18 protein-coding genes are annotated in these 24985 nt (G+C 60.4%); 4 read left to right on the top strand and 14 right to left on the bottom strand.

What is annotated here, in order from left to right:
* Window positions 1–89 precede the first annotated feature (89 nt).
* The 7 genes from astE to LCH64_RS04340 all read right to left on the bottom strand — a co-directional run bounded on the left by astE (window position 90) and on the right by LCH64_RS04340 (window position 7956).
* Window positions 90–1100 (bottom strand): succinylglutamate desuccinylase, encoded by a 1011-nt coding sequence (astE, locus tag LCH64_RS04370; protein WP_226499594.1) that lies wholly within the window; start codon window positions 1098–1100, stop codon window positions 90–92.
* A gap of 12 nt (window positions 1101–1112) precedes the next feature.
* On the bottom strand, window positions 1113–1403 hold the full coding sequence (locus LCH64_RS04365) for a hypothetical protein (protein WP_003227270.1): 291 nt from the start codon (window positions 1401–1403) through the stop codon (window positions 1113–1115).
* Window positions 1404–1460: 57 nt separating this feature from the next.
* Window positions 1461–2807, bottom strand: coding sequence for an N-succinylarginine dihydrolase (gene astB / locus LCH64_RS04360; protein ID WP_226499593.1), 1347 nt, complete (start codon window positions 2805–2807; stop codon window positions 1461–1463).
* Window positions 2808–2970: 163 nt separating this feature from the next.
* Window positions 2971–4440: a succinylglutamate-semialdehyde dehydrogenase gene (gene astD / locus LCH64_RS04355; RefSeq protein ID WP_226499733.1), complete on the bottom strand. Its 1470-nt coding sequence runs from the start codon at window positions 4438–4440 to the stop codon at window positions 2971–2973.
* A complete protein-coding gene (gene astA, locus LCH64_RS04350) occupies window positions 4437–5462 on the bottom strand; it encodes an arginine N-succinyltransferase (RefSeq protein WP_103485851.1) in 1026 nt (341 codons plus the stop codon). Before astA ends, astD begins: the two co-directional genes overlap by 4 nt.
* Window positions 5463–5513: 51 nt before the next feature.
* Entirely contained in the window at window positions 5514–6533 is a 1020-nt protein-coding gene (gene aruF / locus LCH64_RS04345; RefSeq protein ID WP_007951057.1) for an arginine/ornithine succinyltransferase subunit alpha, read from the bottom strand.
* A 202-nt stretch (window positions 6534–6735) separates the two neighbouring features.
* Window positions 6736–7956 (bottom strand): aspartate aminotransferase family protein, encoded by a 1221-nt coding sequence (locus tag LCH64_RS04340; RefSeq protein ID WP_103522294.1) that lies wholly within the window; start codon window positions 7954–7956, stop codon window positions 6736–6738.
* A gap of 309 nt (window positions 7957–8265) precedes the next feature.
* Between LCH64_RS04340 and LCH64_RS04335 the strand changes: the two genes are divergently transcribed.
* Window positions 8266–13311 carry a DUF6543 domain-containing protein gene (locus LCH64_RS04335; RefSeq protein ID WP_226499592.1) on the top strand — a complete coding sequence of 1682 codons (5046 nt, stop codon included), beginning with the start codon at window positions 8266–8268 and terminating at the stop codon, window positions 13309–13311.
* Between the two features lie 26 nt (window positions 13312–13337).
* On the opposite strand, the gene argR is transcribed toward LCH64_RS04335, so the two are convergent.
* From argR to acs, 7 genes are all read right to left on the bottom strand, one after another.
* Entirely contained in the window at window positions 13338–14330 is a 993-nt protein-coding gene (gene argR / locus LCH64_RS04330) for a transcriptional regulator ArgR (RefSeq protein ID WP_003227280.1), read from the bottom strand.
* Between the two features lie 230 nt (window positions 14331–14560).
* The gene (locus tag LCH64_RS04325) at window positions 14561–15325 is read right to left on the bottom strand and encodes an ATP-binding cassette domain-containing protein (RefSeq protein WP_003227281.1); all 765 of its coding nucleotides are present in this window, start codon (window positions 15323–15325) and stop codon (window positions 14561–14563) included.
* A 27-nt stretch (window positions 15326–15352) separates the two neighbouring features.
* Entirely contained in the window at window positions 15353–16465 is a 1113-nt protein-coding gene (locus LCH64_RS04320) for a M14 family metallopeptidase (protein WP_226499591.1), read from the bottom strand.
* A 1-nt stretch (window position 16466) separates the two neighbouring features.
* Window positions 16467–17165 carry an ABC transporter permease gene (locus LCH64_RS04315; RefSeq protein WP_226499590.1) on the bottom strand — a complete coding sequence of 233 codons (699 nt, stop codon included), beginning with the start codon at window positions 17163–17165 and terminating at the stop codon, window positions 16467–16469.
* Window positions 17162–17851, bottom strand: a complete 690-nt coding sequence (locus tag LCH64_RS04310) for an ABC transporter permease (protein WP_003227287.1) — start codon at window positions 17849–17851, stop codon at window positions 17162–17164. Before LCH64_RS04310 ends, LCH64_RS04315 begins: the two co-directional genes overlap by 4 nt.
* Before the next feature lie 91 nt (window positions 17852–17942).
* Entirely contained in the window at window positions 17943–18716 is a 774-nt protein-coding gene (locus tag LCH64_RS04305; protein WP_003227288.1) for an ABC transporter substrate-binding protein, read from the bottom strand.
* 795 nt (window positions 18717–19511) lie between these two features.
* On the bottom strand, window positions 19512–21467 hold the full coding sequence (acs, locus tag LCH64_RS04300) for an acetate--CoA ligase (RefSeq protein WP_047599664.1): 1956 nt from the start codon (window positions 21465–21467) through the stop codon (window positions 19512–19514).
* A 462-nt stretch (window positions 21468–21929) separates the two neighbouring features.
* On the opposite strand from acs, the gene LCH64_RS04295 reads away from it, so the two are divergent.
* The 3 genes from LCH64_RS04295 to LCH64_RS04285 all read left to right on the top strand — a co-directional run bounded on the left by LCH64_RS04295 (window position 21930) and on the right by LCH64_RS04285 (window position 24874).
* Window positions 21930–22190: a DUF2790 domain-containing protein gene (locus LCH64_RS04295; protein WP_003227290.1), complete on the top strand. Its 261-nt coding sequence runs from the start codon at window positions 21930–21932 to the stop codon at window positions 22188–22190.
* 553 nt (window positions 22191–22743) lie between these two features.
* Entirely contained in the window at window positions 22744–23994 is a 1251-nt protein-coding gene (locus tag LCH64_RS04290) for a ribonucleotide-diphosphate reductase subunit beta (protein ID WP_003227292.1), read from the top strand.
* 346 nt (window positions 23995–24340) lie between these two features.
* Complete coding sequence (locus LCH64_RS04285; protein ID WP_226499589.1) at window positions 24341–24874, top strand: Bro-N domain-containing protein; 534 nt, start codon at window positions 24341–24343, stop codon at window positions 24872–24874.
* The last annotated feature ends 111 nt before the right edge of the window (window positions 24875–24985 follow it).

Genomic DNA, 24985 nt, shown 5'->3' with positions numbered 1-24985 from the left:
CGCGATAGCGGAGTATCAGTCGACCACGATGGCGACTGACACATTGCGATCGCGAGCAGGCTCACTCCTACATTGGATAGGTGTTGAACTCAGGCGAGATGTTCGTCGGTGGTCGGCACGATCAGGATGCCGGCACGTAAGCCGTTCTTGACCTTGGGATTGGGGAATATGATCCGTGCGCCCTCTTCCTCGATGATCCAGCGGGTATTGGCCAGATCTTCGGCCAGTACATAACCCACATCCAGCTCGGAAAAGTTTTCGATGTCCGCCGGCAGGTTCAGGCGGAACGCATCGCTGTGCTTGATGATTTCCCGGGCGACGCTGAACAGCTGCAAACCGTCCAGGCCTTCTTCGGCCAGATCCGGCTCATTGCCTTCGATGATCTGCTTCAGACGGGTTTCCAGACGTGAAACATCCACCCCTTCGTTCTGCCCGAACGGCCGCGCCTTGCCCAGCTCCAGGGTGAAGGACTCGGCCCCGAGCTTGTCGTAGGTGTAGGAACTGAAAACGATCGACGGCTTGTTCTGCAGCAACACCGCTTCCATCCCGGCAGCGCGCAGGCGCGCCAGTTCGCGGCGCGAATGCTGGCGACCTTCTTTCCACGGGTACAGCGCGAACTGCTCGATCTTCGAACCACGAATCGCCGTGTGCAGGTCATAGTGCAGGCGCTGACGGTCCGGCAGGCTGAAGAAACTTGCCGCCAGCCGTTCCAGCTCGCAGGCGCGAATGGCTTCGGAGCCGCTGGTTTGTTCATGCCGGCCGTTGAACAGCCGATTGACGTCCTGCTCGACGAAGCGCTCGCCTTTGCGAATCGCTTCCGGGTTACCGAACAGGAACAGAATGCGTGCACGCGGCTTCAGATCGCCGCGAGCGATGTCATGCAGCAGCCGATCAAGCAACTCGATCGGCGCTGTTTCATTGCCGTGGATGCCTGCCGACAGCAGCAGGTCCAGACCATTGTCGCGCGCTTCGGGTGGCCGGACTTCCAGCGCACCCTCGCTCAACCAGCGCATGCGCACGCCTTCGACAGTCAGTTGAGTCTTCTCCGCCGGTTCGCGGCCGGCGAGGGTCAGTTCAAGCAGTTTGCCGAGGGCGAGCATAGAGCGGTTTCCTTAGTGGTCGTGGTTGCAATCCGGGCCGTGCACATGTTCCTCGTCATCGCCGAGGTCAGCCGGTTCCATTTCCAGTTGCAGACTTACCAGATTAGTTGCCAATGGGCGCAGCAGCAGGTTGGCGTACTCTTCGTCACCTTCCTCGACGTCCACACCGATCAGCAGTTGGCCACGGCCGTCCTGCTGGATCCACAGCTCTTTGCCTTGCCACATGACCGCGACGCGGGTGCACGAGGTTTGCAGTTGCGTGCCGTCGGTGTCTTCAAGGATCAGCTGCAGGGAATCGCTCATGTTTTTACTCTCTTGGGTAGACAAGCCGCGCGCCGCGTTCAGGCGACGCGCCGGCCATCAATTGATCTGGAATGGATAAACCGCGCCCAGTTTAAGGATTTGCGTCAGTTCATCCAGTGCCGTCCGGCATTCAAGCAGCAACTGCGGGTCCGCCAGATCGGTTTCGCTCAGGCGGTCGCGGTAGTGCTTTTCAACCCATGCGGTCAACGAACCGTACAACGGGGCTGTCATGATAACCCCTGGATTGACGGCCGCCAGCTCGGTTTCGTTGAGCGCGACGCGCAGTCGCAGGCACGCCGGGCCACCGCCGTTCTGCATGCTTTGCTTGAGGTCGAAGACTTTCACTTCGCGGATCAGGCCGCCGGAGCTGGTCAGCCCTTGCAGGTAGTTCCACACGCGCTCGTTGCCCCGGCACTCTTCCGGCACGATCAGCAGCATCGAACCGTCAGGACGCGACAGCAACTGGCTGTTGAACAAATAGGAGCGCACAGCGTCGTCGACAGTAACCGCCGAACGCGGCACACAGATCGACTGGAACTTGCCGCCGACCTTGGCCAGTTTGCCCTGCAACTCGGCCAGCATCTGCTCGGTGTCGAGGAACGCATCCTCGTGATAGAACAGCACCTCGCCGTTACCCACCGCGATCACGTCGTTGTGGAATACGCCCTGGTCGATCACCGCCGGGTTCTGCTGCGCGTAAACCACGCCTTCGTTACGCAGACCGTGCAGACGCGCCACCGCTTGCGAGGCCTCCAGGGTCTGGCGCGCCGGGTACTTCTGTGGCGCCGGGTAACGGGTGTCGAACGCACTGCGACCGAACACGAAAAACTCGACACCGGCCTCGCCGTACTCACGGCAGAAACGCGTGTGGTTGGCCGCGCCTTCGTCACCGAACTGCGCAACGGCTGGCAGTGCGGCGTGATGGGCGAAGTGCTGCTGATCGGCGAACATCGCGCCGAGCACGCGGCTGGTGGTCGGGTGTTCGATGCTGCGATGGTATTTGCAGTTGAGGTTGGCGGCGGTGAAATGCACGCGACCGTCAGCGGTGTCGGCACTCGGGCTGACGGTGGCGGCGTTGGCCACCCACATGCTCGATGCCGAGCAACTGGCAACCAGCAACGGCATGGCTTCCTTCGCGGCGCGCTCAATCACTTGCGCGTCGGTGCCGCTGAAACCCAAGCGGCGCAACGCGGCCACGTCCGGACGCTCCTGCGGCGCCAGCACGCCTTGCTGAAAGCCCATTTCCATCAGCGCTTTCATTTTCGCCAGACCTTGCAGCGCCGCTTCCTTCGGATTCGAAGATTGCTGGCTGTTGCTCTGGGACGCAACGTTGCCGTAGGACAGACCGCCGTAGTTATGGGTCGGCCCCACTAGACCGTCAAAATTGACTTCATAGGATTTCATCAGCGAGGCTCCACGAGAATCTGTTGTTATAGGCTTCAAGTAACAATTCAGTCAGACCGCGTCGCGGCTATCGCGAGCAGGCTCACTCCTACAGGTTTGGCGGGGAACACACATGTTGTGTACGACACAAATCCTGTAGGAGTGAGCCTGCTCGCGATGGCCGTTACGCCATTTTCACGCCAGGCGTCAGCGCCGCCGGCAACGTCAGGCTCGGCGTTTCCAGCGAGGCCACCGGGTACGCGCAGTAATCTGCGGCGTAGTAAGCGCTGGCGCGATGGTTGCCCGAAGCCCCGACACCGCCGAACGGCGCGCTGCTCGCAGCGCCGGTCAGCTGTTTGTTCCAGTTGACGATGCCGGCGCGGCTTTCCAGCCAGAACTGCTGATAACGCGCTTCGGAATCCGACAGCAAACCTGCCGCCAGACCATAAGCGGTATCGTTGGCCTCAGCGATCGCCGCAGCAAAATCGGCGTAGCGAATCACCTGCAGCAACGGGCCGAACAGCTCTTCGTCCGGACGCTCGGCCACCGCCGTCACGTCAAGAATGCCCGGGGTCAGCAATGCCGACTGCGCCTGCGGCTGCGTCATCTCCAGCAGCGACACCGCGCCATTGGCCAGCAGATGTTGTTGGGCATCCATCAGCGCTTTCGCCGCGCCAAGGGAAATCACCGAGCCCATGAACGGCGCCGGCTGTTGATCGAACGCACCGACTTCAATCGTCGAGCTGACTTCCACCAGACGCTTGAGCAGGCTGTCGCCCCACGCGCCTTGCGGCACCAGCAGACGACGCGCACAGGTGCAGCGCTGACCGGCGGAGATGAAGGCCGACTGAATGATCGTGTAAACCGCCGCGTCCAGATCAGCGACCTGATCGACCACCAGCGGGTTGTTGCCGCCCATTTCCAAAGCAAGAATCTTGTCCGGACGCCCGGCGAACTGCTGGTGCAGGTGATTGCCGGTGCGGCTGGAGCCAGTGAAGAACAGACCGTCGATGCCCGGGTTCGCCGCCAGCGCAATACCGGTTTCGCGAGCGCCTTGCAGCAGGTTCAACACGCCAGCCGGCAAACCGGCTTCGATCCAGCACTTGACCGTCAGCTCGGCGACTTTCGGCGTCAGTTCGCTTGGCTTGAACAGCACGCTGTTGCCGGCCAGCAGTGCTGGCACAATGTGTCCGTTCGGCAAGTGGCCAGGGAAGTTGTAAGGGCCGAACACTGCAACCACACCGTGTGGCTTGTGGCGCAGCACGGCGGTGGCGTCGCCCAGCGGGCCGCTCTTCTCGCCGGTACGCTCGCGGTAGCTCTGCACCGAGATCGCGATCTTGTTGACCATGCTGGTGACTTCGGTCGCAGCCTCCCACAGAGGCTTGCCGGTTTCCTCGCCAATGGTGCGGGCCAGTTCGTCACTGTGGTTTTTCAGAGCGGCAGCAAAGGCTTCGAGCACACTGATACGCTCGTCCAGCGAATGCCGCGCCCAGCCCGGAAACGCCTGACGCGCAGCCTGCACGGCGGACTCGACCTGAGCGGCGGTGGCGCCCTCCCCCGACCACAGCACTTGCTGGGTCACCGGGTTCAGCGACTGAAAGGCTTCACCCTGACCGGCCAGCCATTCACCTGCGATGTATAGCGAATTCATTATTTCGACTCCCGAGCAGCAGACAACGCCACGGCGCGCACTTGATCGCCGGCGTTGAGTTGAAGACGTTTGGCGGTCTGCGGATCAACCACCAGTGTGCCGGCAGCCAGACGGGCCGGCGCAGCTGTGATGCGGCAGTCTTCGCGCTTGCGGTTATGGATGATGAACGGCGTGGCGTCATCGCCCGGCGTACCGACCGCCAGCACCAGCGCTTCGCTGTCGCGGACTGCGCGGATCTTGCTGGTTTCGCATTCGATGGCCGGGCCGGCGTCGAAGATGTCGACATAGCCTTGATAGCTGAAACCTTCGCTCTTGAGCATCGCCAGCGCCGGCTCGGTGTCCGGGTGCACCTGACCGATAACGTTGCGCGCATCCGGCGACAGGAAGCAGGTGTACAGCGGGAATTTCGGCATCAGTTCGGCGATGAACGCCTTGTTGCCAACCCCGGTCAGGTAATCGGCCTGGCTGAATTCCATCTTGAAGAAGTGCCGGCCCAGGCTCTCCCAGAACGGCGAACGTCCGGCTTCATCGGACACACCGCGCATCTCGGCGATGATCTTGTTGCCGAACAGCTCAGGGAACTCGGCGATGAACAGCATGCGCGCCTTGGACAGCATGCGGCCGTTCAGACCGGTGCGGTAATCGGCGTGCAGGAACAGCGAGCACAGCTCGGAGTTGCCGGTCAGGTCGTTGGCGAGGAACAGCGTCGGAATCTCGCGATAGATGTTCAGCTCTTGCGAGGCGCTGACGGTCAGGCCGACGCGGAAGTTGTACCACGGCTCACGCAGACCGACCGCGCCGGCGATGGCGGAAATCCCCACCACGCGACCGTTGTCGTCTTCGAGCACGAACAGGTAGTCCGCATCGCCACGGCCGGCTTCGCCGCGAAAGGTCTTCTCGGCCCAGCCGACCCGGTGGGTCAGGCGCTCTTCGTTGGCCGGCAAAGTGGTCAGGCCGGTGCCGGTGCTGCGGGCCAGGTCGATCAGCGCGGATAAATCGCTGCTGCGTACGGGACGAACAATCATGCTATCTCCTCAAACGGGCCGCCTTCGCCACCCGTGAAACTCGCTAAGGCGTTAAACCGCCACCAGGCGCACGCTGGCACCTTCACCGACGCCCAGGGCTTCGGCTGCTTCCAGATCCAGGGTCACCGGTTTGCCCGGCGCGTAATCGAGTTCCAGCAGCACCGCGCGGTAATCCTGCAACTGCGCGTTGGCCACCAGATACTGGCGCCCGGCGCCTTTGACCGGCTCGCCGATCTTCACCGGCACCACACGGCTCTGAGCGATCGAACGGATCCCCGAAACACGCGCATGCAGGGTCGGGCCACCGTCAAAAATGTCGATGTAGTGATCGGTCTCGAAGCCTTCGCGCATCAGGATGTCGAAGGTGATCTGCGCACGCGGGTGCACCTGGCCCATCGCTTCTTGAGCGGAATCCGGCAGCAGCGGCACGTAGATCGGGTAATGCGGCATCAGTTCGGCGAGGAACGTGCGGCTCTTCAGGCCACACAGGCGCTCGGCCTCGGCGTAGTTGAGGTCGAAGAAGTTGCGACCGATGGCATCCCAGAACGGCGAGTCGCCGTTCTCGTCGCTGTAGCCGACGATCTCGGTCACCACCGAATCGGCGAAACGCTCCGGGTGGCTGGCGACAAACAGCAAGCGACCCCGGGAGTTGAGCTCAGACCACGGCGAACCGACCAGCTCGCGTTGCACGTAGAAACTGGTCAGCAGGCTGTTGCCGGTCAGGTCGTGGCATTGCGAGAGCACGTGGATCTTGTTGTGGATCTTCAGCTCGCGGGACGCGTGGACGAAGGTCTCGTTGCGGAAGCTGTAGAACGGCTCCGAGTAACCGGCCGAGGCAACGATCGCCGAGCAGCCGACCAGTTTGCCGGTGGCGGTGTCTTCGAGGACGAAGAAGTAGCTCTCTTCACCGTTGAAGCTCACTTCGGCGGCGAACGAGGCTTCGCTTGCGGCGATCTTGTCGCTCAGGCGTTCCACGTCATCCGGCAAGGAAGTGACACCAATCGGGCTGTCCGCGGCCAGACGCTGTACCTCGCCCAGATCAGCCATTTGCGCAGGGCGCATCACCAGCATGGTGTCACTCCTTTTCTCTTATAAATTTACAGAAGAAAAAACACCGGACCTTGTAGGAGTGAGCCTGCTCGCGATTGCGGCCTGTCAGAAACCAATAAGTCGACTGACATACCGCAATCGCGAGCAGGCTCACTCCTACAGTTGATCTGGTCCGGCATAAAATTTTGATCGACGCCCAAATCCTCGGGCGTCGAAGGGTCTATCAGGCTTGCGTCAGTGTTGCGGCGGCGCGTTCGAAGCGGTCCAGACCGGCGTCGATATCGGCGTCTTCCACCACCAGGCTCGGGGCGAAACGAATCACGTCCGGGCCGGCTTGCAGAATCATCAGGCCTTCTTTTTCAGCGGCGTTGAAGATGTCCTTGGCCTTGCCTTTCCAGGCTTCGCTCAGCACACAACCGATCAACAGACCGAGGCCACGCACCTGAGTGAACAGGCCGTACTTCTCGCCGATCTGCTGCAGGCGGGTCTTGAATTTGTCGTGCTTGGCGTTGACGCCGTTCAGCACCTCAGGGGTGTTGATCACGTCGATCACTGCCTCGGCAACGGCGCACGCCAGCGGGTTGCCGCCGTAAGTGGTGCCGTGGGTGCCGACGACCAGATGCTTGGCCAGCGCTTCGGTGGTCAGCATCGCGGCGATCGGGAAACCACCGCCCAGGCTCTTGGCGCTGGTCAGGATGTCCGGGGTCACGCCGTAATGCTGATAGGCGAACAGGTGGCCGGTACGGCCCATGCCGGTCTGCACTTCGTCGAACACCAGCAGCGCGTTGTTCGCGTCGCACAGTTCGCGGGCACCTTGCAGGTAAGCCAGCTCGGCCGGCAGTACACCGCCCTCGCCCTGGATCGGTTCGAGCACGACCGCACAGGTCTTGTCGGAAACCGCCGCTTTCAGCGCGGCCAGATCGTTGTAAGGGACGTGGGTGATGCCGGTGATTTTCGGACCGAAACCGTCGGAGTACTTCGACTGGCCACCGACGTTGACGGTGAACAGGGTACGGCCGTGGAAGCTGTTGAGCGCGGCGATGATCTCGTACTTCTCGCTGCCGAAACGGTCGAACGCTACGCGACGGGCCAGCTTGAATGCGGCCTCGTTGGCTTCAGCGCCGGAGTTGCAGAAGAACACGCGCTCGGCGAACGTGGCGTCGATCAGCTTGTGCGCCAGGCGCAGGGCCGGCTCGTTGGTGAACACGTTGGATACGTGCCACAGCTTGTTCGCTTGCTCGGTCAAGGCACCGACCAGCGCCGGATGCGCATGGCCCAATACGTTAACGGCGATGCCGCCGGCAAAGTCGATCAGCTCGCGGCCGGCCTGATCCCAGACGCGGGAACCGGCGCCACGCACCGGAATGAAAGCGGCAGGCGCGTAGTTGGGAACCATTACCTGGTCGAAATCGGCGCGTTGTACCGCAGCGTGCTCAACGGACATCGGAGTCTCCTGATGAGGGCCACCCGCCTGAAACTGGCGAGCGATGGGGGGATTGTAAGGACAGTTTTCAGCCCGGCCTTGCCGCCAAGCGACAACTTCTTATAGCGCAAACCCCGGATTTTCCCGGGTTTACGGCAATGCGACATATAGCGTCGCAAAGGCGCAGTTTAAACTGCGCGCCGCCGTTTGCGCAGACGTACTCGGGATCTTACGCAAGAGAGTTTTATGGGGTGCGGTATATATGTACCGCACATCGAATCAACGGCCGGTGTTTGCTATGGACCTTTCCCAGGCAAATGGCCTCACCCCATGATTCACGAAACCACCTCCACCCTCGCGACACTGCCCGACGCACTGCTGCTTCCCCGGCAGGACGCACACTATCAACCGCTGCTCCAAGCCATTCCGACATGGTTGAGCAAGGCTGCAGCACACAAGCGCGAAGCTTTGAAACAGGCCAGTCCTCTACTGCCCGTCAGCCTCGTGCGAGCATCGCGCAACGACCATGAAAAGCTGCGCACGCTGAATGCCGCGCACTGGACTGCACACAACCGAGTCGAGCAAAGCCTTGCCCGCCTGCAAGACGCCAAAACCTTCGCCGAACCGTTACTGCGCGCCGAGCTGCAAAAACGCTTTGGCCTGCTGCTGGATGTCAGACAGGTTTTCCTGCGCCTGTACCTGCCAGCTCAAGTTCCGTGGCTGCGAATCAAATCCGGCGCCGCGCGCACCTGGACCGTCTCGCTGCTGGACGCCGCGCTGCACAATTTTGAAAGCAGCGAGACCACCGATGACGCTTTCGAACCCGCTTCGGCCTATATCAGCCAGCCTTCACCCGAAGGCCGGTTCCGCATATTGCCGGGCATGCTTGAGTCGATGCCGATCATCGCCTTCACCCGCCTGTGCCGCGAACTGGATATCGGCCGGCGCTACAGCGTGTATCTGCAAGACAACCTGGGCTTGAGCAATCCGCTGGTCGCGGCGGTGCTGCAAGCCAGAGTCTGCGCCAGCGAAAAAGCCGCGCTGGTCGCCGCCCTGCAGATGGCCTACATGCAAAAAAACCTCGGCGCCGATGTGCATCGCCTGATTCTCGGCCTGCTCGATGGCTTGCAGCATTTGCGCCTCAATCGTCAGGCGTGGCAATGCCATGCGCTGACGATGCTGGACGCCAGCCTGACCGGCATCGTGCTGTTCGCGCCGAACCTTGAAGCAGCAAACGCGCCAGCGCGGGTGGTGGTGTACATTCCCGATGACCCGCTGCACCCGATCAAGGAGTACGCCAGCACCGGCGCCTTTACCGAGGAGCTGGCCCAGCGCCTGCGCGATCCGCAATACCAGGCCTTTTTCAGCCGCTTTATCGAGCATGCCGAGCGCGGTCATTTTTTCGGCCGGTTGAACAACCTCCTCGGCCCTGTCACCTGGCAACCGGTACAGACCGGCGACCCACGTCCCACCTGGCGCGAGACCGCGACTGAACGCCCGCTCCTGCAAATAGCCGCGACCCCGATTCGCGCTGAGCTGTTCACCCATCTGTACCAACGCAAGCTCGACAAGATGCTCAACGATGCCCGCGTCGTCGCCGTTTCGACCGCCACGGTCGATCGCAAAGCGCGCTGGGCACTCTGGGATTCCTTCACCGAAATCGCTCAGACCCTGCTCAATATCGTCGCTTTCGTCGCCCTGCCATTCGTGCCGTTTCTCGGTGAACTGATGCTCGCCTACACCGCCTACCAGATGCTCGACGAGGCGTTCGAAAGTATCGTCGACTGGGCTGAAGGACTGCCACGTGAAGCCCTCGGGCACTTCATGGGCGCCGTGGAAGCCGTTGTGCAAGTCGGCACCTTTGCAGCCGGTGGCGTCATCACGGCCGGCGAGTTTCGTGCACTGCTGCCGAGCGATGTCGTCAAGTTCATCGACCGTTTCATTCCGGTGAAGGCCGCGAATGGCAAGACCCTCTACTGGAAGCCCGACTTGCGCCCCTACGAATTGCCCGGCGCCTTGCCCAAAGACCTGCAAACCGACGCATTGGGCCTGCAACACCACCAAGGCAAGACCCTGCTGCCCCTGGGACAAAAGCGCTATGCCGTCAGCCGCGCCGCCGAAACGGGCGCGCATCGCATCGACCATCCGACGCGTCCCGAGGCCTACAAACCGGCCCTGCGGCACAACGCCGCCGGCGCCTGGCAAAGCGAACTCGACCAGCCACTGGGCTGGGACCGCGCCACCGTGCTGAGCCGCAGCAGCCCGTTGATGCAGCGTCTTCCCGCCGAGCTGCAAGAACGTCTGCTGAACATCAGCGGCTGCGAAGAAAACGCCTTGCGCCAGATGCATGTCGAGCTCGGTCAGTTGCCACCGCTGCTGGTCGACACGCTCGAACGCTGGCAGATCGACCAGGACCTTCAACTGTTCATCGAACAGGTCGGCAGCCACCGCGCCGAGGACTACCTCAAGGCCGATCCCGCCAGGCAACTGCAACTGCTGTTTGACCACGGCCACTGGCCCGCCGACTGCGGCCTGAAACTGATTGATCGCCAGGGGCGAACCCTGTGGCGCAGTCCCGTCGCCGATGTGCCATTCATCCAGATTGAAGGAACACGGCTGGACGATGGCGACCTGCTGAAAACCTGGCTGCAACGTCTGACCCCTGCACAAAGAAACACACTGCTGGGCGAAGCCCCGCAGGCAACGGCCCCCACGCCAGAGGCCGGTGCCACGCGCCTGCGCCACACCGTTGCCGAACTGGCGCAACAGCAGCGCCAACGCCTGTTCGAAGATCGCTATCGCCAACTGCAACGGGGTGCCGGCGCGCTGACCCAGGCATTGATGGACGCCGAACCCGGCCTGCCCAGGCATCTGGCCCAGGCGATCGTCGAAACCGCGAGTGACGCCGAGTGCCAGCAACTGCAGCGCTCGACGCTGTCCCAGCGTCTGGTCGAACTGACTCAGGAGGCGCGCCTGCAAGTGCGCGCAAGCCGAGCCCTGGAGGGCCTGACGCTGAAAGCCACAGCGCACAATCTCGACACGGATCGCCTGATCCTGCACACGCTGCCACGCCTGCCGGGCTGGTCGGATTCGTTGCGCCTTGAAGTCAGGCATTACAGCCGCAACGGGCGCCTGCTCGACAGCATTGGCCCGCAGAGCGCTACCATTCGCAGGACACTGGTGCTGACTGAACAGGGTGACTATCAGCCCTTCGATGAGACCGACCAACCGCTGCGCACCTCCGGTTCACTGTCATCCAGCCTGCTGCAAGCCTTGCCAGACACCGAGCGCTCGGCGCTGAACATCGGCATTGGCGAAATGACAGCGTTCGAACAGCTGATTCGCCAACACTCGCTGCCCCGGGAAACGCTACTGGCACTGCTCGCACAAAACCCGAACCGCAAACCTGCCTACGACCCGACGATCATGCGCTTGCGCGGAGGCGCCACCGGCCATCGGCGCATGCCCACCGACACGCCGACCTTGCAAACACACGCGCACTGGCTGCTGCCGCACTTGCTTCCGGAAGAGCTGGAAGAATTTGTCACCCGCCTGCAACGCCACCCGAATGGTCCGCGCAGCGAGCTGTACCGGTTGATCACCGAGCGTCAGCGCCTGGTCGCAGTCCTCGATCCGTGGGTCGATGCGGTGCCGCAAGTGCACCCGGAAACCGGGGGCCAGCTCAACACCGAGCAGTACGCCATCCAGCGCCAGCGCCGACGGCAAATGCGCGTCGACCTCATCGACTGCTGGAAGCAACAGGTGGTGCTGCCGGAAGACACCGAGCACACGATCGACCTGCGCCTGTCCCATCCGATTCTCGGCGAGCTGCCGCAAGTGGAGGTCAATTTCAGTCACGTGGATTACCTGACGATCGAAGGTGTCGCCGGCACTCGGGGGGTGCACGGGTTCCTCAACAACTTCTCCGGCCTGCGGCGCCTGGTGTTGCGCAGCATGCCTCTGGGCGAACTGCCGCAAGCCATCAACCGTTCACCGCAACTGCGCGAACTGGTGCTCAGCGAGTGCGGCATTACCCTGACGCCCGAAACTCAAGCAACACTGGCAGCCCAGACAAATCTGAAAATCCTCGACCTGTTCCATAACCCGCTGGGCCTTGCGCCCAACGTCGAGAGAATGGCCAGGCTGAGTTACATCGACGTCTCGGAAACCGGCATTTCGACGCTGCCGGCCGGCCTGTTGTCGCGCCAGCAACTGCGCACCGCATTGCTCAATGACAACGCGATCGAAGCGTTACCCCCGGCACTTTTCGAACTGCCCAACAACATTCCGGAGGGCTTCGACCTCGGGGGTAACCCGATCGGTGCCGCAGACCGCGAACGGATCAAACATCACTTCAATCAAACCCGTCAGGACTTCGGCGTACTGGCCGAGTCCGCCGACCTGCAGCGCGTGCAAGCGCTGTACACCCAGATGGATCAGGAACAGGCCAGCGAGCTCTTCTACCTGCTGCCCGGCACGCTGGCTGAGGGCCGAGTCGAGCTGACGCGCCGCGAGTCCGAGTTTCGCAACATGAGCGACAGCCTCGCCGACTGGAGCACCGAACACCCCTTGCTGCATCCGATCAGTGGCGAACCCTTTACCCTCGAAGAGGTATTGAACGAGCAGGAAGCGCGCCTCGAATTCAAGAACCGCATCGAACAGAGCTGGCGCCGGGAAACCGAACAGGATGATTTTGATCAGGACAGCCAACCGCTCTACGACCTGAACCTGTCCATGACCATCACCGGTGATCTGCCCGCGCTCAACGCCGACTTTTCCCACCTCACGCATCTCTACATGAGGAGCCGACCGGGACACACCTCTGGCACTGCGGAGTTTCTGCAAACCTTTCCCAACCTGAAGGCGCTGACGCTCTACCAGTTCCGGCTCGAACAGATTCCTGCGGCGATATTCCGGATGGCCGACCTCAGCTACCTGTCGCTCTCGGAATGCCACATCACCCTGACCCGCGAAACAGCTCTGGAGCTGGCGCAAATGGAGCGCCTGGATCATTTGGATCTGAGCGACAACCCACTGGGAGAAATTCCGGATGTCAGCCAGATGAGCGACCTGTCGACTCTGCTGCTGGACAACACCGGCATTACCGGCCTGCCCCGTGGCTTGCTGCAGCTCGAACATCTGGATGTCGTCGCGCTGGATGGCAACGCCATCAGCGATATCCCCAGCGACATCCTTGAACTGCCCGAGGAGCGCGCAGACAAAATCAACCTGCGGGACAACCCGCTCTCTGAAATCAGCATTCAACGGCTGATCGCCTACTTCAGAAAATACCGCATCGACTTTGGCGTGGAGGCGGTCATCGACCGGGCGGAAATGGAGGTGTCGACGTCCGAAGAATCCGAAGCCGACGAGTGATGTTCAGCGCGATTGGCCGGGACGCGTCAACCGCGCTCCGGCGGCACCGACGACAGTTCGAACGGACTGCTGCTGCGCCGCTGGTTGCGATCTTCCCGCGGCGTGGCGCCGAAGAAGTTGCGATAGGCGCTGGAGAAATGCGGTCCCGAGGAGAAACCGCAGGACAGGCCGATCTGGATGATCGACTTGCTGGTCTGCATCAACATCTGCCGGGCCTTGTTCAGGCGCAGTTCCAGGTAGTACTGGCTCGGCACGCGGTTGAGGTATTGCTTGAAGATCCGCTCCAGCTGTCGACGGGACACGCACACGTGCTGGGCGATTTCGTCGGTGGTCAGCGGCTCTTCGATATTGGCTTCCATCAGCAACACGGCTTGCGTGAGCTTCGGATGGCTGGAACCGAGGCGGTTCTGCAATGGGATGCGCTGACGCTCGCCGCCCTCGCGGATGCGCTCGACCACCAGTTCTTCGGAGACAGCACCGGCCAGTTCTGCTCCATGATCACGGGCCAGCACTGCCAGCAGCAGGTCGAGTACCGACATGCCGCCGCACGCGGTCAGGCGATCGCGATCCCAGTCGAACAGGTGACTGGTGGCGATGACTTTCGGGAAGCGCTCGGCGAAATCGTCCTGCCAGCGCCAGTGCACGGCCGCGCGGTAGCCGTCGAGCAGACCGAGTTGCGCCAACGGATACACGCCCGCCGACAGGCCACCGATCACGCAACCGGCCCGCACCAGTTGCTTGAGCGCGCTGCTGAGTGCCGGGGCCAGGGTGGTCGGCGGCTCGTCGGCGAGCAGGAACAGTTTCTGGAAGTTTTCCAGCTTGCCGGTCCAGGCCTCGCCCGGCAGTTGCCAGGCGCCTTCGGCCGTGGCTTCGGTGCTGGCTTCGGCCTGCAGGAACGACAGCTCGTAAACCACCTCCGGGTGCACCCGCTGAGCAACACGCAAGGCCTCCTCCGCCAGCGCCAGCGTCAGAGCTTTAGTGCTGGGCCAAATCAGGAAACCAATTCGATGGGCAGTCATGGGCGGGCAATCCGAAACGAAGAACGGTGATGAGGCAAGGGCCAATGCTAGCCCGTAATCGAAACTGTCGCAGATCCATTGTGGGAGCGGGCTTGCTCGCGAATGCGGTAGATCAGACACCAATGATGTCGACTGAAACACCGCTTTCGCGAGCAAGCCCGCTCCCACAGAGGGCCGAGCAAGTCTTCAGGTCGCGAAGCATGACCTAATTTGGTGCATAACGGGAGCGATTACTTGAGGCTACCCGACAGGAATTGTTGCAAGCGCTCGGATTGCGGATTGACCAGCACTTCGCGCGGGTTGCCGCTCTCTTCCACCACACCTTTGTGCAGGAACACCAACTGGTTCGACACTTCACGGGCGAAGCCCATTTCGTGCGTGACCACGACCATGGTGCGGCCTTCCTGAGCCAGCGCTTGCATCACTTTCAGCACGTCGCCAACCAGCTCCGGGTCGAGGGCCGAAGTCGGTTCGTCGAACAGCATCACTTCCGGTTCCATCGCCAGCGCACGGGCAATTGCCACGCGTTGCTGCTCGCCACCGGACATGTGCCCCGGGAACGCGTCTTTACGATGGGCCACGCCAACCTTGTTCAGGTAGTGCTCGGCCTTCTCGCGCGCTTCAGCCTTGGACACGCCCAGTACGTGGACCGGCGCTTCCATGATGTTTTCCAGCGCGGTCATGTGCGACCACAGGTTGAAATGCTGGAACACCATCGACAGGCGCGAGCGCATGCGCTGCAGCTGTTTCGGATCAGCGGCTTTCAGCGCGCCGTCCTTGTTGGCGACCAGCTTCAGCTCTTCGTTGTTGAGCAGGATCTTGCCCGCGTGCGGCTGCTCAAGCAGGTTGATGCAGCGCAGGAAAGTACTTTTGCCGGAGCCACTGGAGCCGATGATGCTGATCACATCGCCGGCTGCCGCTTTCAGGGACACGCCCTTGAGCACTTCGTGACTGCCATAGCGTTTATGCAGGTCTTGGACTTCAAGTTTGTACATGCGGTCGGTTCTCACAAAAACAGTCAGTCAGTCGTTGAGCAAGCGCCCGTGACGCAGCGCTTCGCGCCCCGCCACCTTGGCCAGCCAGAAACCGGGTTGGGCATAGCGCAGCCGTTCAATGGCAAACAGCACCCCGGACGTACCAGCACACACCGTGCTGACCCGATCGGACACAGGGTCGATCACTTCGAAAATCTCATCCCCGGCTTCAACCCACTCGCCGGGCTTACGCAGAAAACTCACCACACCGGGGTGCGGTGCCAACAGTAATTCAGTGCCTTCGAACGGCATGCCTTCGCACGCTTCGTTGGCCGGTTTCGGCCACTCGCCCGTGATCAGGCCCTGCTCGGCAAGGAACGCCAGAATGCCTTCGGCCCAGGCCACCGCATCAGCGCGGTCGGTATTGGCCTGACCGCCGAGCTCGACGGTAGTCGCCAGGCACGCCAGCGGAATCTGCGCGTCCGGGAACTGCCGCGACAGACGCAACCACGGCAACGAGCACGCTTCATCGAAGGAGCTGCCACCGGAATCTTCCGCCAGCAGACCGACCTTCACATTCAGGTGCGCGGCCAGCGAACGCCATTGCGGCCAGTGCTGCGGCAGCGCATACATGTGCAGCGCGGCTTCAGCGTCGCAATGCAAGTCGAGCACCACATCGGCGGTGCAGGCGTGGCTGAGCAAAACGCGCTGCATGCCTTGCAACTGGCTGCTCGCTTCGGGCAGTGCCGCCAGATGATCAGCCATGGCCTGACGGATCAGGCGAATGTTGGCGTGCGGATCGTCACCGAGACGCTCGGCCAGCGCCGCCGCGACCGGTGCGCTCAGCTCGACGAAATCACGGTTGAAATTCTTGCCGCTGCCTGCCTCGAAACGCCCCTGATGATTGCCTTGCAGCAACTGGCCGAGGCCTAGCGGGTTGGCGACCGGCACCAGTTCGATCACGCCGTTGAGCAAGCCTTGGGCTTCGAGCTCGCCGAGACGCTTTTTCAGCTCCCAGGCGGTGCGCATGCCGGGCAGTTCGTCAGCGTGCAGGCTCGCTTGAATGTAAGCCTTGCGCTCGCCCTGACCGAAGCGGAAGACCGAGATCTTGCGCTCGCTGCCCAAGTGGCTCCACGGCAATACGTGGTCGATGCGTTCCATATCAGTGCTTCCGCGGGGCCAGGTAGCTCAACCAGCGGCGCTCGGCCAGCTTGAACAGCTTCACCAGAATGAAGGTCAGGCACAGGTAGAACACGCCGGCGGTGATGTACGCCTCGAACGGCAGGTAGTACTGCGCGTTGACGGTACGGGCCGCGCCGGTGATGTCGATCAGGGTCACGATGGACGCCAGACTGGTGGTCTGCAGCATCATGATCACTTCGTTGCTGTACTGCGGCAGCGCCCGGCGCAGGGCCGATGGCAACAGGATGCGCTTGTACAGTTTGAAGCGCGACATGCCCATGGCCTTGGCGGCTTCGATCTCGCCGTTCGGCGTGGCCTTGAGGCTGCCGGCAATGATCTCGGCGGTGTAGGCGCTGGTGTTGATCGCGAACGCCAGGCACGCACAGAACGTCGCGCTGGACAGCCACGGCCACAAGAAGCTTTCACGTACTGCTTCGAATTGCGCCAGACCGTAGTAGATCAAAAACAGCTGCACCAGCATCGGCGTGCCGCGGATCACGTAGGTGTAGAGCCACGCGGAGCCGTTGACGATCGGGTTCTTGGAGACGCGCATCAGGCCCAGCGGCAGTGCCGCCAACAGACCGAACAACAGCGACAGCGCGAGCAGTTTGAGGGTGGTCAGCAGGCCGCCGAGGTACAGCGGCATGGCCTCCCAAATGACGTTGTAGTCGAAGATCATAGATCAGCCGCCCTTACGCCTACCGAGTAGCGCTTCTCAAGGTGACGCAGCGCCAGCAACGAGACACTGGTGATCACCAGGTACATCGCCGCCACTGCGAGGAAGAAGGTGAAAGGCTCGCGGGTGGCATCCGCCGCCTGCTTGGCCTTGAACATCATGTCTTGCAGACCGACCACCGAAATCAGCGCGGTGGCCTTGGTCAGCACCAGCCAGTTGTTGGTGAAACCAGGGATCGCCAGACGAATCATCTGCGGCACCATCACCCGGAAGAACACCTGAAAACTGCTCATGCCGTAGGCCATGCCGGCTTCGGCCTGGCCCTTGGGGATGGCCATGAACGCGCCACGGAACGTCTCGGACAGGTACGCACCGAAGATGAAACCGAGGGTGCCGATACCGGCGGCCAGCGGGTTCAGGTCGATGTAGTCGTCATAACCGAGCATCGGCGCAACACGGTTGAGCAAGTCCTGACCGCCGTAAAAGATCAGCAGGATCAGTACCAGGTCGGGAATCCCGCGGATCACCGTGGAGTACAGATCGCCCAGCCACGCCAGCCAACGAATCGGCGACAGGCGCAACGCGACCCCGATCAGCCCGAGAACGATGGCCAGGGCCATGGACGACAAGGCGAGCTGAAGCGTCAGCCATGCGCCATCGAGGATGACAGCCCCGTAGCCTTTCAACATGATTCAGGTCCTCGAAAGTTGGGATGAAAAAATGGCGCAAACCGCAGAGATCCTGTTGCTTGCGCCATTTCTGACTTGTCGCAGAGACGTGTTACTTGCCGTAGATATCGAAGGCGAAGTACTTGTCCTGGATGGCTTTGTATTTACCGTTTTCACGGATGGCCGCGATGGCCGCGTTGATCTTGTCTTTCAGCGCGTCGCCCTTGCGCACAGCGATGCCTACGCCGTCGCCGAAGTATTTGACGTCGGTGAACTGCGGACCAACGAAGGCGAAGCCTTTGCCGGAATCAGTGTTCAGGAAACCGTCCTGCAGCAGGGTGGCGTCAGCCACGGTACCGTCGAGGCGACCAGCGGCCACGTCGAGGTAGATTTCGTTCTGCGAGCCGTATGGCTTGATCTCGGCACCCAGCGGGGCCAGGACTTCGCGAGCGAAACGCTCGTGGATCGAACCACGTTGCACACCGATGTTCTTGCCCTTGAGCTCAGACAGGTTGTCGCTGACAACGGTGCCTTGCTTCATGACCAGACGGGCCGGGGTGTTGTAGTACTTGTTGGTGAAGTCCACGGATTTCTTGCGGTCTTCGGTGATCGACATGGACGACAGGATCGCGTCGATCTTGCGCACTTTCAGTGCCGGGATCAGACCGTCGAACTCTTGCTCGACCCACACACACTTGACCTGCATCTGCTCGCACAGGGCGTTGCCGATGTCGTAGTCGAAACCGACGATGCTGCCATCCGGCGCTTTGGAAGCGAACGGAGGGTAAGCCGCTTCGATACCGATCTTCAGAGGTTTTTCATCAGCGAAGGAATTCAGCGACAGCACGGACAGTGCCAGGGCGCCAAGCAGCACAAGTTTCTTCATCTTGGGACTCCATCGGTAAAGGGCAAAAACGGCAGAGTGAGCGACAGCCCAATATGCGAATGGGTGAATCGGGAAAGCGGCGCAGCATCGGTGGGAAATTTCCCATTGAAACCCTCGGGGTTTTCAACGTCAGCCACGATGAGCGAGTGATCGGCATTCTAACGACAGGCCCGAAGCCGATATTTCTTCAATGCGACAACTAATTACAGATGCACAGAGAAACCCGCTTGAGCGCATTGACAGCCTTGCAAATTCATGCAAGAGCGAAAGACAGTGAACCGATCTATGCTGCAAATTGCGGGCCTATTATTCGCAAACCCTTCTAATCCGGCAAGCGCAGCGTTGTGTCTTATTTTTCACTGGGCGTTTTAAGGCTCTAAAACGGGGCATTGCGTTTCCCTTCGCCCCGCTGCGGGGCGGGCGGTTACACATTTGGTTACTCGGATGAGTGCGGGTAACAGCGGGAAAGGGCTTGCGCAGGAAATCGATAATTATTGGTTGGGTGGGTTTGGATTCCGACAGCGGATTGCACCGGTGTCTGACAGATGGCTATCGCGAGCAGGCTCACTCCTACAGTGATCGCGCTCCAATCAACTGTAGGAGTGAGCCTGCTCGCGATGAGGCCAGCACAGCCAACGCAAACCCTCAGCTGGATTGCATTCTTCCAGACAGAACACACATCAACCAGTGGGAGCGGGCTTGCTCGCGATGAGGCCGGCACAGCCAACACAAACCCTCCAGACACAAAAAAGCCCCGCCCGGCATCACCGGACAGGGCTTCTACAGAGCTAACGCTTACGCCACATTCATCGTCTTGTGCGTATCAATCAAATGCTGCACCACACCCGGATCCGCCAGGGTCGAGATGTCCCCCAACCCATCGTACTCAGCCGTAGCAATCTTGCGCAGAATCCGCCGCATGATCTTGCCCGAACGGGTCTTTGGCAACCCAGGCGCCCACTGGATCACATCCGGCGAAGCAATCGGGCCGATCTCTTTGCGCACCCAGTTCTTCAGCTCCAGACGCAGTTGCTCACTCGGCTCCTCGCCATTCTTCAGGGTGACATAGACATAAATCCCCTGCCCCTTGATGTCGTGCGGCACACCGACCACCGCCGCTTCGGCGACTTTCGGGTGCGCAACCATGGCGCTTTCGATCTCGGCGGTGCCCATGCGGTGGCCGGAGACGTTGAGTACGTCGTCGACCCGCCCGGTGATCCAGTAGTAACCATCGGCGTCACGACGCGCACCGTCACCGGTGAAGTACATGCCACGGAAGGTCTTGAAGTAGGTGTCGACAAAGCGGTCATGATCGCCATACAGCGTACGCGCCTGACCCGGCCACGAATCGAGAATCACCAGATTGCCCTCGGCCTCGCCCTCGATGATGTTGCCGAGGTTGTCGACCAGCGCCGGTACCACACCAAAGAACGGACGTGCCGCCGAACCCGGCTTCAGCGCATGCGCCCCCGGCAGCGGGCTCATCATGTTGCCGCCTGTTTCGGTCTGCCACCAGGTATCGACGATCGGGCAACGCGACTTGCCGACATTCTTGTAGTACCAGTCCCAGGCTTCCGGGTTGATCGGCTCGCCCACCGAACCGAGCAGACGCAGGCTGCTGCCATCCGCGCCCTCAACGGCGGCGGTGCCCGAAGCCATCATCGCGCGGATCGCGGTCGGCGCGGTGTAGAGGATGTTGACCTTGTGCTTGTCGACGATCTTCGCCACCCGGGTGATGTCCGGATAGTTCGGCACGCCTTCGAACAGCAGGGTGGTCGCGCCATTGGCCAGCGGGCCGTAGACGATGTAGCTGTGACCGGTGACCCAGCCGACATCGGCGGTGCACCAGTAGATTTCGCCCGGGCGGTAGTCGAACACGCGCTCGTGGGTCATCGCCGCATACAGCAGATAACCGCCGGTAGTGTGCTGCACGCCCTTCGGCTTGCCGGTCGAACCGGATGTGTAAAGGATGAACAGCGCCTCTTCAGCGCCCATCTCTTTCGGCGCGCAGACGGTGCCCGCCACTTTCATCAGGTCTTCGTACCAGATGTCGCGATGCTGGTTCCACTTGATGTCGCCACCGGTGCGCTTGCACACGATGACTTTCTGGATGCTGCTGGTTTCCGGATTGGTCAGCGCGTCGTCGACGTTGGCTTTCAGCGAGATCTTCTTGCCGGCGCGAATGCCTTCGTCAGCGGTGATCACCACTTTCGATTTGCAGTCGATGATCCGCCCCGCCAGCGCTTCCGGCGAGAAGCCGCCGAACACCACCGAGTGAATCGCGCCGATCCGCGTGCAGGCCAGCATGGCGACCACGGCTTCGGGGATCATCGGCATATAGATAGTCACCACGTCGCCGCGGTGCACGTCCTGACCACGCAGGGCGTTGGCCAGTTTGCAGACTTGTTCGTGGAGTTCGCGGTAGGTGATGTTGCGGCTTTCGGAAGGGTCATCGCCTTCCCAGATGATTGCGATCTGATCGCCGCGCTCGGCCAGATGACGGTCGAGGCAGTTGTAGGAAACGTTCAGAGTGCCGTCGGCGAACCATTTGATGTCGACATGGTGATCGTCGAAGGAAGTCTGCTTCACCGTGGTGAAAGGCTTGATCCAGTCGAGGCGCTTGGCTTGCTCGCGCCAGAAACCGTCAGGGTTGACGACCGACTGCTGGTACATGGCTTTGTAGGTCGCCTCGTCAGTCAGCGTATTGGCCAGAACCTCGGGACGAACGGGATACAGAGAAGCCGCACTCATCTTTCTTACCTCGGTGAAATAGTTGTTTTTGTATGACCCCGTTGTAGCCGGGCCGGGCCCATAGAACCATTCGACGATGGTAGTAACAAGCCCCTACAAAACATGGCGATACCCAGACAGCAAGCCCAGCGCACTACCCCCAAACACCCCAAACCCCTTGTAGGAGCTTGCCTGCAAGCGATCCAGACAACTCGGTGTCCCATACAAATTGCATCGCCAGAAAACGCTCTTCCCCACCCTAACGACCGATTGTTACCAAAACCGCGAAAAGTGTTTATCAAAACCCCACCTGTTTACCCCCACCCCACCTCCCTAAAATCCGCATCGCCGACAAGGCAAACCGATTAACAACGTTACAGCCCCCACGAAGGCCGTTAATCAACTTATCCAAGTAATGAAGTTCCACACGCAACCCTAAAAAGGTTGCGTGACCCCACTCGACCTCAAAAAGGTAAATCTGAAATGAAAGCTTTATTGGTTCTGGCCCTCAGCAGTCTGTGCGCAACCGCCATGGCAGACGAGGTCCCGACTGATGTCGCACAGCAGCAACCGGCTATCGAGGAATACACTTACTCGACTCACCTGGACATCGCCAACGTAGTGTCCATGAGCGAAGTTCCAAACGTCTGCGAAGTTGTTCCGATGAAAATGGAATACGACGACTCCAAGGGTCAGCGTCACATCCTGCGCTACAGCGTCATGGGTAACGGCTGCACCAATTGATGATTGAGACTGCACCGAATCGGACCGCTCAGCGCCTCATTTGAGGGCCGATTCCAGCCCGACTTCGGTCGGGCTCAGTTGTGTCTGGAGTCGTCAAAAATGCTTGCAAAACACTAGATGTAGTGAAAAACCGGTTTTTTTGTTCGTTTTTTGAGCAAATCCACAATCGCGAGATTTTTACGAAAAAAAATCTATCCCCGCCAAAGCCCTGTAAACCCGCACTCTCATCGAAAAACCAGCCTCCTCGACCGCTCCATGCGCGGATTCGCCTCAGCACAGCCGTGTTTTTTTCCCTATAATGCCGCCCTAATCGGGTCAGCAATATTCCCTTACAGGGAGCAAAAGCCATTCTGAAGCCCCGCAGCAGCGTCAACGCTGATCTGCGCCCGTCAGAGGCTCTCGGAAACCCGTACAAAATTCTGTTTTATTGCCTGCCTTGGCTGCCGCAAAAAACGATTCCTTAAGATCCAACGCGGTCTGTACGACCGTGTGAACAACCAACCAATCAGGTTTCACACGGGGCGACAGGCCCTCACGCAGGAGACGACACGTCATGCTGAGCTGGGACGAATTCGACAAAGAAGACAGTGAAGTAGCAACCGTGAAAGGCGCCAACGCCGGCCACGCTACTGAAGCCAACATGGACCGCCTCGACAGCGCCGGCGGTGCCGCAGCGCTGGAAGCCCGCGCCGTGACCGCCGACGACTCGGCCGCCGTGGCCCGCGCCAAGGCAGCACTGGATTCCCTCGACGTCGCCGAAGGCCTCGCCGAACTCGAAGGCGCCTCCGCCCGTGTCGCCGTTGACGAAAAGCGCATGATCAACTGCCGCGCCGACCTCAACCAACTCGTACCTTTCAAGTACGACTGGGCCTGGCAGAAGTACCTGGACGGCTGCGCAAACCACTGGATGCCGCAAGAAGTCAACATGACCGCCGACATCGCCCTCTGGAAAAACCCGGAAGGCCTGACCGACGACGAGCGCCGCATCGTGATGCGCAACCTCGGCTTCTTCTCCACCGCCGACTCCCTGGTTGCCAACAACCTGGTCCTGGCCGTGTACCGCCTGATCACCAACCCGGAATGCCGCCAGTACATCCTGCGCCAGGCGTTCGAAGAGGCGATCCACACCCACGCCTACCAGTACTGCATCGAATCGCTGGCCATGGATGAAGGCGAGATCTTCAACATGTACCACGAGATCCCATCGGTCGCGAAAAAGGCAGCCTGGGGCCTGAAATACACCCGTTCGATCTCCGATCCGAAGTTCGAAACCGGCACCCCGGACACCGACAAAGAACTGCTGCGCAACCTGATCGCCTACTACTGCGTTCTGGAAGGCATCTTCTTCTACTGCGGCTTCACCCAGATCCTGTCCATGGGCCGCCGCAACAAAATGACCGGCGTCGCCGAGCAGTTCCAATACATCCTGCGCGACGAATCCATGCACCTGAACTTCGGCATCGACGTGATCAACCAGATCAAAATCGAAAACCCACACCTGTGGGATGCCGAGATGAAAGAAGAAGCGACCCAGATGATCCTGCAGGGTACGCAGCTGGAGATCGAATACGCGCGCGACACCATGCCTCGCGGCGTGTTGGGCATGAACGCGGCGATGATGGAGGACTACCTGAAGTTCATCGCTAACCGTCGTCTGTCGCAGATTGGTTTGAAAGAGGAATACCCAGGGACTACGAACCCGTTCCCTTGGATGAGCGAGATTATGGACTTGAAGAAAGAGAAGAATTTCTTTGAGACGAGAGTGATCGAATACCAAACTGGTGGTGCGTTGAGCTGGGACTAATGGTCTCGCTCGGCACGATTTGATGATTGCTGCTTGAGTCGAAAAGTCGAGAAATCAAAAGCCCCGATTTGATCGGGGCTTTTTTATGGACGATTGGTAATCGTTTTTTACGCCTACGTCACAGCGCTCAATCTCCTACAGCACTTACAGCCGCGTCCCGTTGAAGCCCGCTACAAGCACTACTAAGCTCTATCGCAGGTGCCTAAGAAACGCCCAACGTAGAAAGCTTGGTCAGTGACACAGACGTGTGATTCGTCGGTGACAACTGCTCTGCTCGTTGGGATTTCTTAAGTCCGCTCTACGTTGGGGTCAGGCCCTCCCAAAATCTAACGTAGAGGTCATAGATATGTCTGATCCGCTCCCGGTAATAGTGTTCTCTCGCCACAACCTTTCTCTCCATGCCCTTCTATTAGAAAACCAGCCTTGGTTCTCCGCTCGCGATGTCGGCCGCTTGATGGGTTTCTATCTGAATGATCGGGTGGTCAACAAGCTAGATAGCGATCAGCGCCGCGTCATGTGGATTGAGTACTTTCGAGAACCAGAACAGCATCTGATGCTCAGTGAGTCCGGGGTGTACGCGCTGTTGGTCTATCACTACGTTCCGGGTAATCGGTTGTTGCGGGAATGGCTGACCAATGAGGTGGTGCCGACATTGCGCGATGCTGCGGATTCAGGAGATTCGAATCGGCCAATGTTGAGCTTGTTGGATTGGCCGGAGATGTCTTTGAGTTTGCTGCATTGGCAGGATGAGGGCTGGATTCGGCTTCGGGATATGCCTTGTCTGTTGAACGATCAAAATCCACGACGAGCTTCTCTAGAGAAACCCTGGTGGCGAAGAGTTACGCAGGTGTTTCAGTCCTCGAAGCACTCGATGGGCTAGGCATGGGTTTGTAGGATCGCGCGGGATCCGTCGCTATTTTCTGTAGGAATTTTCGTAGACAGCAGTAATGGCCACTCAGTATCGTCCGAGGGTTTTCAACCCTCGGCGACT

It is taken from the genome of Pseudomonas sp. MWU16-30322 (assembly GCF_020515535.1).
Lineage (GTDB): Bacteria > Pseudomonadota > Gammaproteobacteria > Pseudomonadales > Pseudomonadaceae > Aquipseudomonas > Aquipseudomonas fluorescens_H.
The sequence above is the reverse complement of the archived record's forward strand: the minus strand, read 5'-3'. Positions and strand labels throughout refer to the sequence as shown.

Coding starts and splice junctions, on each gene's coding strand:
- astB (WP_226499593.1), bottom strand. CDS start 2,807: ATGAAATCCTATGAAGTCAATTTTGACGGTCTAGTGGGGCCGACCCAT.
- LCH64_RS04335 (WP_226499592.1), top strand. CDS start 8,266: ATGATTCACGAAACCACCTCCACCCTCGCGACACTGCCCGACGCACTG.
- LCH64_RS04365 (WP_003227270.1), bottom strand. CDS start 1,403: ATGAGCGATTCCCTGCAGCTGATCCTTGAAGACACCGACGGCACGCAA.
- LCH64_RS04290 (WP_003227292.1), top strand. CDS start 22,744: ATGCTGAGCTGGGACGAATTCGACAAAGAAGACAGTGAAGTAGCAACC.
- LCH64_RS04285 (WP_226499589.1), top strand. CDS start 24,341: ATGTCTGATCCGCTCCCGGTAATAGTGTTCTCTCGCCACAACCTTTCT.
- argR (WP_003227280.1), bottom strand. CDS start 14,330: ATGACTGCCCATCGAATTGGTTTCCTGATTTGGCCCAGCACTAAAGCT.
- LCH64_RS04315 (WP_226499590.1), bottom strand. CDS start 17,165: ATGATCTTCGACTACAACGTCATTTGGGAGGCCATGCCGCTGTACCTC.
- LCH64_RS04340 (WP_103522294.1), bottom strand. CDS start 7,956: ATGTCCGTTGAGCACGCTGCGGTACAACGCGCCGATTTCGACCAGGTA.
- astE (WP_226499594.1), bottom strand. CDS start 1,100: ATGCTCGCCCTCGGCAAACTGCTTGAACTGACCCTCGCCGGCCGCGAA.
- LCH64_RS04305 (WP_003227288.1), bottom strand. CDS start 18,716: ATGAAGAAACTTGTGCTGCTTGGCGCCCTGGCACTGTCCGTGCTGTCG.
- acs (WP_047599664.1), bottom strand. CDS start 21,467: ATGAGTGCGGCTTCTCTGTATCCCGTTCGTCCCGAGGTTCTGGCCAAT.
- LCH64_RS04295 (WP_003227290.1), top strand. CDS start 21,930: ATGAAAGCTTTATTGGTTCTGGCCCTCAGCAGTCTGTGCGCAACCGCC.
- aruF (WP_007951057.1), bottom strand. CDS start 6,533: ATGCTGGTGATGCGCCCTGCGCAAATGGCTGATCTGGGCGAGGTACAG.
- astA (WP_103485851.1), bottom strand. CDS start 5,462: ATGATTGTTCGTCCCGTACGCAGCAGCGATTTATCCGCGCTGATCGAC.
- LCH64_RS04325 (WP_003227281.1), bottom strand. CDS start 15,325: ATGTACAAACTTGAAGTCCAAGACCTGCATAAACGCTATGGCAGTCAC.
- LCH64_RS04310 (WP_003227287.1), bottom strand. CDS start 17,851: ATGTTGAAAGGCTACGGGGCTGTCATCCTCGATGGCGCATGGCTGACG.
- LCH64_RS04320 (WP_226499591.1), bottom strand. CDS start 16,465: ATGGAACGCATCGACCACGTATTGCCGTGGAGCCACTTGGGCAGCGAG.